Below are 13433 nucleotides of genomic sequence, written 5' to 3'. Positions count from 1 at the left end.
CCTGCAACAGTATCCGACAATGTCTCACCCGGACCAGGAGTTCGGGCCGATCGAAATCGAGAAGAGTTACACCATGCTTCGCACCCTCGTGACCTCCACACTCGTCGTCGGGCTGATGTCGCTGTTGTTCGTATCTGCTCCCCATGCGTCGGCCGCGCCCGGTGATCCGGCCCCGGTACCCGGCACGTTGTACGCGGCGGCTGCGGACCTGAACGGGAAGAACAACGGCGATGTCGTTGCCAGTCGGCGGTTTTCGAGCCCCCTGTATCCCGGTGCCGACATCTGGCAGCTCCAGTACCGGTCGTCCGATTCCAGAGGCGACGCCATCGCCGCAGTGACAACCGTGCTGGCACCGATGAACCGTGCACCCGGTGGGCCTCTACTGTCGTACCAGCCGTTCGTCAACGCGCTCGGATTGCAGTGCGCACCGTCGGAGTCCCTGTTCGGTGCCGACCCGACGACCGGTGTGCAGGAGCGTGAATTTCTCAACCTCGCGCTGATGCGTGGATGGACCGTGGCGGTACCGGACCACCTCGGGCCGAAAAGTGCCTACGGCGCAGCCAAGTTGGGCGGTCAGATCACGCTCGACGGCGTCCGCGCCGCACAGCGCGTGCCGGAACTCGGTTTGGCAGCGAGCCCGGTAGGTATGGCCGGTTACTCCGGCGGCGGAATGGCGACGGCCTGGGCCGCGGCGCTCGCCCCCGGCTATGCACCCGAGCTGAACATCGTGGGTGCCGCAGCCGGAGGTGTGCCTGCGGATCTGGACAACATCGCTCGCGCGTTGGGTTTTCAGCCCCATCAGGCATTCGGTCTCGCGTTCGCGGCCGCCCTCGGACTCGAACGTGAATACCCGGATCGCTTGCCGATCACCGCGCAGCTCAATCCCACCGGTCTGGCGTTGAAGGATCAGGTGTCGAATGCGTGCACGCCGGTGATCCTTGCCACCGGAGCCTTCAAGAGTGCGCTGGCGGTGTCGACCACTACGTCGTTGGTGGACAGCCCCGAGGCGCAGCAGATCATCGACGAGAACAGTTTGGTCAAGTACGCCGGTGTGCCGACGGCACCCACACTGCTGTGGGGAAGCGACAACGATCCGCTCATTCCGATCGGTGCGTTGCGTGACACCGCTGCTCGGTACTGCGCGAGTGGTGCCACATTGCAGTTCGACGTCGTGCACGCACCGCAGCACATCCAGGCGGCGTTCGAGGGTCTTCCCGCGGCACTGACATTCCTGGACAACAGGTTTCGGGGTGTCGCGCCGCCGACGAACTGCCTCCGATGAGAAGACTGGCAACCGTCGTCGCTGCAGTGACGACGGCTCTGGTCGCGGCTTCCGCGCCCGGATATGCAGCGGATCTTCCGGTCCTGGCACCGCAGACGCTCGGCGACTTCTCGGTGCAGACTCGATACTTCGACGTCGCAGTGGGTCCCGAACACGATCAGCACTGCACCGTCGTCGGAGATGTCTACGTTCCTGTCGGGCTCGGACCGGACCATCGAGCTCCAGCCATTCTGACCAGCAACGGTTTCGGCGGGTCCAAGGACGACCAGGCCGGTGCCGCTGCCAGATTCGCCACTCACGGCTACGTGGTTCTGACGTACTCGGCCCTGGGTTTCGGCGGCTCGACGTGCAAGATCTACTTCGCCGATCCCGACTACGACGGCATGGCCGCGTCGGCTCTGATCGGCTATCTCGCCGGTGAGAGCGGTGGGGTGTTCACCGATCCCGCGCGGACGGTGGCCGCCCCGGCACTGGATGTGGTTGGACTCGACGCACCGGGTGACCCGCGCGTCGGCTACCTCGGCGGTTCCTATGCCGGCGCAACGGGATTGGCGACGGCATCGGTGGATTCGCGATTGGACACCGTCGCGTCGATGATCACCTGGAACGATCTGGCGCGGTCGTTGGCACCGGACGGGGCCGGCCACAGAACCGTCGGGCCGGTCAAAAGCGTGTTCGGTTCGGCATTTCTGGCCGCCGGTGCCATTCTGACCGGACCAGGCGGGTACGCAGCCGATCCGGCACGGGCACAGGGGTGCCCGAACTACGCCCAGTGGGTGTGCGACGCCGCGTCCGCCTTCACTGCCAATCGCGAACCCGACCCGGGAACTCTGGCGGCCATGCGTCATGTCTCGCCGGTGGACTATCTCGATCGCGTCGATGTGCCGGTGTTGCTCACGCAGGGGCAGAAGGATTCTCTGTTCAGTCTCGACGAGGCCGCAGCTACGTTCGAGACGCTGCGGGCGCGGGGAGTGGAGACGTCCATGGTCTGGCACTCGTGGGGACACAACGATCGGAAGGGTTATTCGGGGGAGTTCGACATCAAGGCCCCCGACCCGTTCACCCAGCACGAAGCGGCACTGGTAGGCAATTGGCTCGACCGACACCTCAAGGATCGTGACGTCGACCCAGGACCTGCTTTCACCTACTTCCGGGACTGGGTGCCCTACACCGGCGTCGCGTCGCCGGCCTACGTCGAATCCGAGGCATTTCCCGTCGGTGCTCGCCGCACGTTCCGATTGTCGAATGGATCGCTGTCCGAGGGTGATTCGACGGACGGTACGTGGACGCAGACGATTCGAGGTGCAGGTACGTCGATGCCCACCACGTTCGGACTGCCGAATCTCGCGGCGGAGTTGCCCGTGCCGCGGGTCTCGCTACCCGGCTCTGCCGCGAACTGGATGACGCCGCCACTGACCGAACCCGTCGACGTCGTCGGCGCACCGACATTGTCCATCGGTCCCACGGTGTCCGGTCCCGCGACCGTCTTCGTCACCGTGCTCGACGTAGCGCCCGACGGTGCTCGGAGCCCGATTCACGGACTCCTTGCACCCGCCGTACTCACCGGATCCGGCGAACCGGTGACCATCTCGCTACCCAGCATCGTCCATCGATTCGACCGCGGTCATCGCGTCGCCGTCGAGATCACCGCGTCGGATCCGTCCTTCGCAGGTGGGCCGGGTCCAGCGGACGTGACCGTGTCCTCGACGGATCCGATCAACCAGTTCTCTCTTCCCGTAGTTCCGTGATCTTCGATTTTGCTCACCCGAAAGGCACGCTGTGATCCGAAAATTCTTTACCCTGGGGTCCATCCTGGTGGCACTCTGCGCGTCTCTGTTCGCAGTGGGCACAACAGCTTCGGCGGCTCCCGCGCCGACGGCCCCCGACCCGGACGTCTTCTACGCGGCACCGGCCGACATCGCCGATCACGCGCCGGGTGACATCCTGGCCAGCCGACGGGCCGACGCCTGGATGTACCCCAACACCGACATCTGGCAACTCAAGTATCGGTCTACCAACTCCGCAGGTGCACCGGTTGCCGCGGTGACTACCGTGCTGATGCCGCGAGGCAAAGGCGCGGGAACCCCACTGGTGTCCTACCAGGCCGTCATCAATGCCCTGGGCGTCAAATGTGCTCCGTCACATGGTCTTTTCACATACGAGATCGGTGAAGCGCCGAGCCTGTACGTCGGTATGGTCGCCCGCGGTTGGGCGGTTGCGGTGCCGGATTACCTCGGCCCGACCGGTGCCTACGGAGCCGCGGAGTACGAAGGTCGTTTGACGCTCGACGGGGTTCGGGCCGTACAGAACTTCGAGCAGTTGCCGCTGAAGGACAGCCCCGTTGCACTGTTGGGTTACTCGGGAGGCGCACTGGCGACCTCGTGGGCCGGTGCCATGGCACCCACCTACGCGCCGGAGCTGAACATCGTGGCCAGCGTGCACGGCGGAACTCCGGCCGACCTGGGATTGATCGCACAGAACCTGGGCTACAGCGCGATTCCGCACCCCGCCTTCGGAATGGCACTCGCGGCATCACTCGGACTCGAACGTGAATATCCGACCGAATTCCCCGTCTCGGAGAACCTGAATGCAGCAGGCCTGGCCCTGCGAGATCGCGTGAGCAACGAATGCAGGCGCCCCATCATCATCGGCGGAGCGTTCAAGAGCGCGAGGGATCTGTCGAACGTCGACATCGCGTCCCTGCCCTCTGCGCAGGCGGTACTGAAGAAGAACAGTCTCGTCGACTACGAAGGCGTCCCCACTGCCCCGGTGTACATCTGGCACGGCATCAACGACTTCATCACCCCCTACGCGCCGGTGAAGGAGACGGTCGACCGCTACTGCGCAGCCGGGGCCACCGTGCAGTTCCGGGCATATCCACTCGCCGAGCACTTCAGCGGATCCATCGTCGGACTGCCCGAGGCCTACGCCTACGTGGACGCACGATTCCGCGGGGAGCCGGCACCGTCGAACTGCGCCTGATCTCCGCTCGGTGGTGACCTCACACCGTAATTGCCGACTGCGCGCCCTTGCCCTCGAGTGAGCGGGGGCGCGCAGTCGGTAGTAAATGAGTGAGGTCGCCGGGGAACCGAGGTGGCGCTCGCCGCGTCCAACCAGTTGTGAGAGCAACAGGATGCTGGGTGACGGGTGTGGTCGGCCTGATGATGCTGGTCGCCGGATGTGGTGAGTCCACGCCGAGTGCACCGAATGCTGCGTTGCCGACGTCGACCAGCGTTACGCCGATCGCCACCGAGCCCTGGGACCCATGCACCATCCCGGACCATGCCGTCGAGGCCGCGGGATTGGATGTGGGGAGCAAGACCACGAACCTGTTCGGAGACGCACCGCTGTCGAACGACTGGAAGACGTGTATCTGGACAGACCCTGATCCTGGGTCGTGGTACTACCTGGGCGCGTTCTCGGGCTTCCACTCACTGGACTATTTGCGAAGAAACGATCGATTCGGCCAGTTCTCGAAGGTCAACGACCTCGGCGGTTACCAGTTCTTGCGCGCTGACCGTCCGGTCGGACGAAGTTGTGGCATGGCATTCGCGGTGGAGAAGGGTCTGGTGTATTTCGTCCTCGACACTCGCGCGGCGAGCGAGCCAGCAAGAGATCCGTGTGTGGAAATCGAGAACATTACGCGCACCACGCGCGCATCGCTCCCACCTATTTCGAACTGAACTGGAGGGTATGACTGTGGGACAAGACTCCGGGGATCTGTTCGACTCGATGCAGAACTGGCGACGCTTGTCGGATCAGGCCGCAGCCGGAATTTTGGATATACCGGAAGGCGTTGCGGCGCAGTGCGACGCCGCATGCGTCACGTACATCGCCCACCTGGAGGGCATGGTGCAGAAGACGGAGTTTCTAGTCGATCTCGACGCATTCGGAACGCTTCCGTCAGCTCGACAGCTGGGTCGCAAGTTCAAGCGACTGGCCGATGGTGAGGAACGGTCGGCGGCTGTTGCGATCAGGCAACACATCGAGGTCATAGAATTGATGCGCTCGGTGTTTCGTCGCTATTTCGTCGACACCGAAGAGGTCGATCGCAGCGTGGGCGCTCGGGTCGGCGAGATCGGAGCAGCGCTGGGGGAGTAGGTCCGCAACCTCACACCCCTTCTCCGGACCTCGGATCCCCGCTATGCGCGGAACCCCGGCGCGCGGTCGCAAAAAGGGAGGGAGGTTCCGTACATTGCCAATGCCAGACCGTCGACCCTGCCCGAAATGTCCGTAAAGGCAACTCCAGCAACGCAATCGCGACAACATTCGCGAATCGGATGCCTTACTCTGCCTTCGTGAATCTTTCCACGGCCCGGCTGGTACAGATGCGTCCGCGCGATCCGAACGAACCGCATCGCGCAGCGAGTCCACTCGAATTGTTCTTCGACCTCGTGTTCGTCGTGGCCGTCAGTATCGCGGCGGTGCAACTCCATCACGCGCTCACGGAGAACCACGTCGCCGACGGTCTGCTCAGCTACGCGCTCGTGTTCTTCGCGATCTGGTGGGCGTGGATGAACTTCACGTGGTTCGCCACCTCCTTCGATACCGACGACTGGCTGTATCGAACGCTGACCGTCGTGCAGATGGCGGGTGTGCTGGTGCTTGCCGCCGGAGTGGAATCGGCGTTCGTGGACAAGGATTTTGCGGTCGTAGTGCTCGGCTACGTCGTGATGCGCGTGGCGATGGTGACGCAATGGGTTCGAGCGTCACGGACCGGTGACTACAAGAAGACCGCACTGACATACGCGACAGGCATTGCGGGCGTTCAGGTTCTGTGGATTCTCTGGCTGGTGCTCTTCGACGGCACAGCCGCCGTCGTCTTGTTCTTCGTGTTGGCAGCCGCGGAAATGGCGGTTCCACTGATCGCCGAACGCAACGGCTCGACGCCGTGGCATCCGCATCACATCACCGAGCGATACGGGCTGTTCACGCTGATTTTGCTCGGCGAAAGTCTGCTCGCATCGGCCAACGCCATCATCGAAGCGCTGCACGACGAGACGGCTCTGGCACCGTTGATCTCGATTTCCGTCCTCACACTCGTCGTCACCGCGAGCCTGTGGTGGATCTACTTCTGGCCGCCGCATCACCGAGCAATCGGACAGTTCGGCAACTCGCTGATCTACGGCTACGCGCACTACTTCATCTTCGCGGCCGCCGGCGCGTTCTCGGCCGGCATCGAGGTCGAGATCGACGTGCTCACCGAACACAGCAAGCTCGGCGACGTCGCCGCGTCGTTCACCGTCACTGTTCCGATCGCGGTATTCGTCCTCGGAGTGTGGCTGATCGCCATCCGAGCCCACGCGGATCGTGTCGTCAACATCGCAGTTCCGGTCGGTGCCGTGCTCGTGTTGTTCGACCCCGTCATCCCCATCCCGATCACCCTCACCGCGGTCGTCATGATCGTCGTCGTGGGCGTGCTCGTCGCACGCAGGCCGGCGGAGTCAGAGCATGAGAAACTGACCACATGAGTATCGGAACCCTGATCCTGCTTCGTCACGGCGAGAGCGAATGGAACGCGTCCAACCAGTTCACCGGCTGGGTCGACGTGCGACTGACCGAGAAGGGCGAGGCCGAGGGCAAGCGCGCCGGCCAGCTCCTCGCCGAGGCGGGCGTCCTGCCCGACCTGCTGTACACCTCACTGCTGCGTCGCGCGATCAGCACTGCGAATCTCGCGCTCGACGCGGCCGAGCGGCACTGGATCCCCGTCGTTCGCGACTGGCGTCTGAACGAGCGTCACTACGGCGCACTGCAGGGCCTGAACAAGGCCGAGACCAAGGAAAAGTACGGCAACGAGCAGTTCATGCTGTGGCGTCGTAGCTACGACACCCCGCCACCCGCCATCGAGGTCGGCAGCGAGTTCAGCCAGGATGCCGATCCCCGTTACGCCGACCTGGACAGCGTTCCGCTGACCGAATGCCTTGCCGACGTCGTCGAACGGCTCATCCCGTACTTCGAGGAGACGATCGTCGCCGATCTGAAGGCCGGCAAGAACGTGCTCGTCGCCGCACACGGCAACTCGCTGCGTGCACTCGTGAAGTACCTCGACGAGATCTCCGACGCGGACATCGCCGAACTGAACATCCCCACCGGCATCCCGCTGCAGTACGACCTCACCGAGGTCGACGGGAAGCTGAAGCCGACCAACCCGGGCGGCACCTACCTCGATCCGGAAGCAGCGGCTGCGGGTGCGGCTGCCGTGGCAAACCAGGGCGGTAAGTAACTCCGCCACGCACAAACCGGCAGTTTGTCGAAACTGCAGGTGAACGAACGAAGAACACTGCCGACGAGGGCTATGACGACCAGGGAAATGCCTGCACCCTGCGTATGTGAGCCGTCCATCGAACGTACGATTCCGGTGTGAGTGTTGCATCGGCCGTACTACTGGCAATTGCCGCGGCCTTCGTGGGATACCTCGTCGGCGGTGTTCTGATCCCGTACCTCAACACTCGGCACTCCGAGCGTCGCCGCGCTACCTCCGGATTGACGATGTCGCAGGTACTGGACCTGATCGTGCTGGCGTCGGAGAGCGGTATCGCCGTCGTCGATCAATTTCACGACGTTGTGCTGTCGAATCCTCGGGCCGAGGAGCTCGGTCTGGTGCGTAACCGTTCCATCGACGAGCGGGCGTGGGCCGCGGCGACGAAAGTGCTGTCCGACGGCAATCCCGTCGAAGTCGATCTCAGCGCCAAGGCCCCCCGGCCCGGCCGCGACAAGATCGCCGTTCGGTGCGTCGCGAGACTGCTCAGCAAAGAGGACCGACGGTTCGTCGTTCTCTTCGCCGACGACGATTCCGAGCAGGTGCGGATGGAGGCCACGCGTCGCGACTTCGTGGCCAACGTCAGTCACGAACTCAAGACACCGGTCGGTGCGATGAGTTTGCTGGCCGAGGCGCTACTCGAATCCGCCGACGACCCGGACTCCGTCCGGCACTTCGGCGGCAAGGTCGTCGCCGAATCCAAGCGCCTGGGCAACATGGTGACCGAGCTGATCGCACTGTCGCGTCTGCAGGGGGCCGAGAAACTGCCCGATCTGGAGGTCGTCGACGTCGACACCGTCGTCAACGAGGCGATGGACCGATCCAAGCTCGCCGCCGAGAACGCCGGCATCTCCGTCACCACCGACCATCCGAGCGGGCTCGAAGTGCTCGGTGACCAGGCGCTTCTGGTGACGGCCCTGGCCAACCTCATCCAGAACGCGATCGCGTACTCCTCCGACGGTTCACCCGTCTCGGTCAGTAGGGCACTGCGCGGATCGAACGTCGCGTTCGCCGTCACCGACCGCGGAATCGGTATCGCCAAGGCGGACCAGGAACGCGTCTTCGAAAGATTCTTCCGCGTCGACAAAGCTCGGTCGCGGGCCACCGGCGGCACAGGCCTCGGCCTGGCTATCGCCAAACACGTCGCAGCCAACCACAACGGCAGCATCTCACTGTGGAGCAAGCTGGGCACCGGATCCACCTTCACCCTCCAGATCCCCGCGTACTTCGAAGAAGAAGACGACGCCGCGGTTACAGAAAGAGAGAATCAGTGACCAACGTTCTGATCGTGGAAGACGAAGAGTCGTTGGCCGATCCACTGGCCTTCCTGCTCCGCAAAGAGGGGTTCGAGGCCACCGTCGTCGGCGACGGACCGTCGGCTCTGGCCGAATTCGACCGTGCCGGCGCGGACATCGTGCTGCTCGACCTGATGCTTCCCGGAATGAGCGGCACCGACGTGTGCAAGCAATTGCGTTCGCGCTCAGGCGTTCCCGTCATCATGGTGACCGCGCGCGACAGTGAGATCGACAAGGTCGTCGGGCTCGAACTCGGTGCCGACGACTACGTCACCAAGCCGTACTCGGCTCGCGAACTGATCGCTCGTATCCGCGCCGTACTGCGCCGCGGCAGTGACGCCGAGGTCGACGGCGGCACCGACACCGGAGTGCTCGAAGCCGGGCCGGTGCGGATGGACGTCGAACGCCACGTGGTGATGGTCGGATCCGATCAGATCACGTTGCCGCTCAAGGAGTTCGACCTGCTCGAATACCTGCTGCGCAACTCCGGCCGGGTCTTGACCAGGGGCCAGTTGATCGACCGAGTGTGGGGTGCGGACTACGTGGGCGACACGAAGACCCTCGACGTGCACGTCAAACGACTGCGCTCGAAGATCGAGACCGACCCGGCCAAGCCGGAACACCTCGTCACCGTGCGTGGTCTGGGCTACAAGCTCGAGGGGTAGAGCCTGCGGCATGTGAGTGGAAACTCGTAGTGGGCTACGAAGTTCCGCTCACATGCGGCGCAGCCGCTCTATCGGCGCTGAGCCTCGCGAGTGGCCGGATGTACGGCGATCAGACCGAGGCCACGGCGACGCTTGCACAGGGATGCCAGCTCCTCGTACGCGGCCTTGCCGAGCAGCTCGGTCAATTCCGGCTTGTACGACTCGAACACCTGCTTGGCTCCGACATGCGCGTCGGGTGAGCCGGAGCAGTACCAGTGCAGATCGAGTCCGCCTTCGCCCCAACCGCGTCGGTCGTACTCGCCGATGGTGGTCTTGAGAATCTCGGAGCCGTCGGGCCGCGTCACCCAATCCTGGGTGCGCCTGATGGGCAACTGCCAGCACACGTCGGGCTTGACCTCGAGCGGCTCGATGCCCTTGCGCAGCGCCATCGAATGCAGTGCGCACCCGATGCCACCCTCGAACCCGGGTCGGTTCTGGAAGATGCACGCACCCTTGTACCGCCGCGTGCGCAGAGATTGCTCATCGTCGAGATCGTCGTACTCGACGTATCCCTTCTTGCCCAGACCCTTGTCCATCAGCTGCCAGTCTTGTGGCGTGAGCAACTTCACCGACTCGTCGAGCTTGCGTTTGTCGTCCTCGTCGGACAGGAACGCGCCGTGCGAGCAGCATCCGTCGTCGGGGCGACCCTCGACGGTGCCCTGGCAGGCGGGGGTACCGAACACGCAGGTCCAGTTGGACAACAGCCACGTCAGATCGGCGGCAATGACATGTTCGGCATTGTCGGGGTCGGGAAACTCGACCCATTCTCGCGGGAAATCCAACTCGACCTCTGCAGCGAACGACTGCTGCTCACGACCTGCTGTCACAAAAGACGACGGTAGACCCAGTACCGTGGGGTTGTGCGATTAGGGGTGCTCGACGTCGGTAGCAACACGGTGCATCTGCTCGTAGTGGACGCACACCGTGGTGCACACCCGACCCCGATGAGCTCGAGCAAGGCGACGTTGCGCCTGTCGGAGAACACCGACGCGTTCGGCAACATCACCCCTGCGGGTGCCGATCGGCTCGTCGCCGAGGTGCGTGAGTTCGCCGCTATCGCCGCTCGATCGGGTTGCAGTGAACTGATGGCGTTCGCCACCTCCGCGGTGCGCGACGCCTACAACTCCGACGACGTTCTCGCGCGGGTTATCGCCGAGACCGGCGTGGCCCTGGAAACCCTGTCGGGCGTGGACGAGGCCAGACTGACGTTCCTGGCCGTGCGCCGCTGGTACGGCTGGAGCGCCGGGCGCATCCTCGGACTCGACATCGGCGGCGGATCGCTGGAACTGACCAGCGGCAGCGACGAGAATCCCGACGTGGCGTTCTCCCTGCAGCTCGGTGCCGGCCGCCTCACGCGGGACTGGCTCGACGAGGATCCTCCGGGAAAGCGTCGTATCGCGGTGCTGCGTGATTGGTTGGATGCCGAGCTCGCGACGCCGGCCAAGGAACTGTTGGCTGCGGGGGATGCGGACCGCGCTGTGGGAACGTCGAAGACATTTCGTTCGTTGGCTCGCTTGACCGGTGCTGCGCCTTCCGCGGCCGGTCCGCGGGTGACGAGAACGCTGACGGCGAGCGGTCTGAGGCAACTCATCGCGTTCATATCGCGGATGACGGCCGCCGACCGTGCAGAATTGGAAGGCATCAGTGCCGACAGGTCACCACAACTGGTGGCCGGGGCGCTGGTCGCGGAGGCGAGCATGCGGGCACTGTCGGTGGAATCACTCGAGATCTGTCCGTGGGCGCTGAGGGAAGGTTTGATTTTGAGGAAGCTGGACACCGAAGCCGACGGCGATCTGGTGGGGAGTTCACGATGAGCGAGAACAACCCGGAAGACACCGGGCAGATCTCGGTCGCCGAGCTGTTGGCCAGAAACGGCCAGAAGACCAACCTGACTGCAGGTGGGCGACGCCGGCGAGGCGTCAAGGGCGGCATCTCCGTGGCCGAACTGACCGGGGAGATTCCCGTCGTTCGAGACGAGCCCGGCGACCGCAGCGCACCCGTCGTCGACGAGCCGCAGGACGAAGCTCCCGATACCGCTGCCGGCGAGACCTCGAGCAGTGCATCCGACGGCGACACGACCGCGTTGTCCAGGCCACAACCTGCCCGGCCCCAGAGCACCCGCCCGACCCCGTACCAACCGGCCGGCAAGCGCGACAAGCAGCAGCCCGAACCGGAACTGCTGTCGGGCTCCACGACCGTCGCCGGAGATCTGCTCAATCGATCTCACGACGACACGGCGCGCGGGTTGCGGCCTGCTGCTCCCGCCGCGCAGGAATCGGATCGACGCCCGTACGGCTCGACCGCAGCCGAGCAGGGACGGGCTCGTCGATCGGCGGGATTCCAGCCACCGCGTTCGGCCGAATCCGCCGAACCCAAGACCGACGTCACCCCGCGTGCGCCGCTCGTGGAGAGTCCACGTGCAGCTCTCGTCGAGGTGGACGACCTGGCCAAGACTGCGGTCACCCCGCGCATCACGCGCGGCGACGAGACCGACGACAAGAAGGTCGCCGACAAGACGGCCACCGGCAAGCAGAGCACGGACAAGACGGCCGACGAGGCCGGCGTGAAGGGCGCATCCGAGGCAGTCGACCTCACGAAGCCGACCACCGACGAAGACCCCGCCGACTCGCCGACCGCCGACACCCCGAGTACCGGCTCGCGTGCCGATCGACGCAAGTCGGCGGCCAAGGACAAGGCGAGCAAGGACACGGCGACCAAGGACACTGCAGGCAAGGAAAAGGCCCCCGTCAAGGGCAAGGGCGGCGCGGTTCGGCAGTGGCTGGTGCTCATCGGGCAGGCAGTGGTGTCGATCGTCGTCGGCGCGCTGCTGTTCAAGGGCTTCGAGCAGCTGTGGGACGTGTTGCCGTGGGTGGCGCTGGTGCTGTCGGTGCTGGTTATCGTGGGTCTCGTCGCGGTGGTGAGGATTCTGCGGCGTACCGATGATCTGGTCTCGATCGTCATTGCGATAGCCGTGGGTGTGTTCGTCACGCTCGGTCCGTTGGCCTTCCAGCTCAGTACCGGCTGAGCTTCGACAACGATGGCGGCGAAGCGAATCAAGGTCGGATTGTCCACGGCCTCGGTGTACCCGCAGAACACCGAGGCAGCGTTTCGCTATGCCGCCGATCTGGGTTACGACGGCGTCGAACTGATGGTGTGGGCCGAATCGATCAGTCAGAACGTCGATGCGGTGGCTGCGCTGTCACGTGAGTACTCGATACCGGTGCAGGCCATCCACGCTCCGTGTCTGCTGATCTCACAGCGGGTGTGGGGATCGGATCCGATCGTCAAACTGGCCCGGTCGGTCGAAGTGGCCGAGAAGCTGGGTTCGGCGACCGTCGTCGTGCATCCACCGTTCCGCTGGCAGCGCAAGTACAGCGACGGGTTCGCCGATCAGGTGGCGGAACTCGAATCGAACTCCCACGTCGTGGTCGCAGTGGAGAACATGTTCCCGATGCGTGCCGACAGATTCTTCGGTCGCAAGGAGAAATCCGCCCAGCGGCTCGAACGACGGGGAGGCCCGGGAGCGGCCCTGTCGGCGTTCTCGCCGTCGTACGACCCGACCGACGTCGGTCACGGCCACTACACACTCGACCTCTCGCACACCGCGACCGCGGGCTCCGACGCACTCGAGATGCTCGACCGCATGGGGGACGGGATCGCGCACCTGCATCTGGCCGACGGCCGCGGCGCGTCCGTGGACGAGCATCTGATCCCGGGGCACGGCAGCCAGCCCTGCGCCCAGGTCTGCACCGAACTGGTGCGGCGTGGATTCGACGGCCAAGCCGTCATCGAGATCAACACTCAGAATGCGCGCACGGTGCCCGAGCGTTCGTCGATGCTGGACCAGGCGCTGCAGTTCGCCCGCGCACACCTGTCCTGACTGCCGGTAAGTT

13 protein-coding genes are annotated in these 13433 nt (G+C 64.5%); 12 read left to right on the top strand and 1 reads right to left on the bottom strand.

Features of this window, described 5'->3' with window-relative positions:
• Positions 1–19 precede the first annotated feature (19 nt).
• From E4P29_RS01605 to E4P29_RS01565, 9 genes are all read left to right on the top strand, one after another.
• Entirely contained in the window at positions 20–1282 is a 1263-nt protein-coding gene (locus tag E4P29_RS01605) for a lipase family protein (protein ID WP_245154105.1), read from the top strand.
• Complete coding sequence (locus E4P29_RS01600; protein WP_135041329.1) at positions 1279–3030, top strand: CocE/NonD family hydrolase; 1752 nt, start codon at positions 1279–1281, stop codon at positions 3028–3030. Before E4P29_RS01605 ends, E4P29_RS01600 begins: the two co-directional genes overlap by 4 nt.
• A 94-nt stretch (positions 3031–3124) precedes the next feature.
• Positions 3125–4264 (top strand): lipase family protein, encoded by a 1140-nt coding sequence (locus E4P29_RS01595; RefSeq protein ID WP_245154104.1) that lies wholly within the window; start codon positions 3125–3127, stop codon positions 4262–4264.
• A 158-nt stretch (positions 4265–4422) separates the two neighbouring features.
• A complete protein-coding gene (locus E4P29_RS01590) occupies positions 4423–4965 on the top strand; it encodes a DUF3558 family protein (RefSeq protein ID WP_135041327.1) in 543 nt (180 codons plus the stop codon).
• Between the two features lie 10 nt (positions 4966–4975).
• Complete coding sequence (locus tag E4P29_RS01585; RefSeq protein ID WP_245154103.1) at positions 4976–5383, top strand: hypothetical protein; 408 nt, start codon at positions 4976–4978, stop codon at positions 5381–5383.
• Positions 5384–5610: 227 nt separating this feature from the next.
• Positions 5611–6753 carry a low temperature requirement protein A gene (locus E4P29_RS01580; protein ID WP_135041876.1) on the top strand — a complete coding sequence of 381 codons (1143 nt, stop codon included), beginning with the start codon at positions 5611–5613 and terminating at the stop codon, positions 6751–6753.
• Positions 6750–7505, top strand: coding sequence for a phosphoglyceromutase (locus tag E4P29_RS01575; protein WP_135041325.1), 756 nt, complete (start codon positions 6750–6752; stop codon positions 7503–7505). Before E4P29_RS01580 ends, E4P29_RS01575 begins: the two co-directional genes overlap by 4 nt.
• Positions 7506–7642: 137 nt before the next feature.
• Entirely contained in the window at positions 7643–8815 is a 1173-nt protein-coding gene (locus E4P29_RS01570) for an ATP-binding protein (protein ID WP_027498362.1), read from the top strand.
• A complete protein-coding gene (locus tag E4P29_RS01565; RefSeq protein WP_027498361.1) occupies positions 8812–9501 on the top strand; it encodes a response regulator transcription factor in 690 nt (229 codons plus the stop codon). The genes E4P29_RS01570 and E4P29_RS01565 overlap by 4 nt, the downstream gene beginning before the upstream one ends.
• A gap of 68 nt (positions 9502–9569) precedes the next feature.
• Here the strand turns inward: E4P29_RS01565 and E4P29_RS01560 are convergent, their stop codons facing one another.
• The gene (locus E4P29_RS01560) at positions 9570–10367 is read right to left on the bottom strand and encodes a hypothetical protein (RefSeq protein ID WP_027498360.1); all 798 of its coding nucleotides are present in this window, start codon (positions 10365–10367) and stop codon (positions 9570–9572) included.
• Between the two features lie 33 nt (positions 10368–10400).
• Here E4P29_RS01560 and E4P29_RS01555 point away from each other — a divergent pair, with 33 nt between their 5' ends.
• Genes E4P29_RS01555 through E4P29_RS01545 form a run of 3 tightly spaced genes read left to right on the top strand, consistent with a single transcriptional unit; the run spans position 10401 to position 13420 of the window.
• Positions 10401–11354, top strand: coding sequence for a Ppx/GppA phosphatase family protein (locus tag E4P29_RS01555; RefSeq protein WP_135041323.1), 954 nt, complete (start codon positions 10401–10403; stop codon positions 11352–11354).
• Entirely contained in the window at positions 11351–12565 is a 1215-nt protein-coding gene (locus E4P29_RS01550; protein WP_135041321.1) for a hypothetical protein, read from the top strand. Before E4P29_RS01555 ends, E4P29_RS01550 begins: the two co-directional genes overlap by 4 nt.
• Before the next feature lie 12 nt (positions 12566–12577).
• Positions 12578–13420, top strand: a complete 843-nt coding sequence (locus tag E4P29_RS01545) for a sugar phosphate isomerase/epimerase (protein ID WP_032365210.1) — start codon at positions 12578–12580, stop codon at positions 13418–13420.
• Positions 13421–13433 lie beyond the last annotated feature (13 nt).

Source organism: Rhodococcus sp. 1R11 (assembly GCF_004563845.1).
In the GTDB taxonomy this organism is placed as follows: domain Bacteria; phylum Actinomycetota; class Actinomycetes; order Mycobacteriales; family Mycobacteriaceae; genus Rhodococcoides.
Note: the sequence above shows the minus strand (reverse complement) of the source record. Positions and strands in the feature narration are given on the sequence as shown.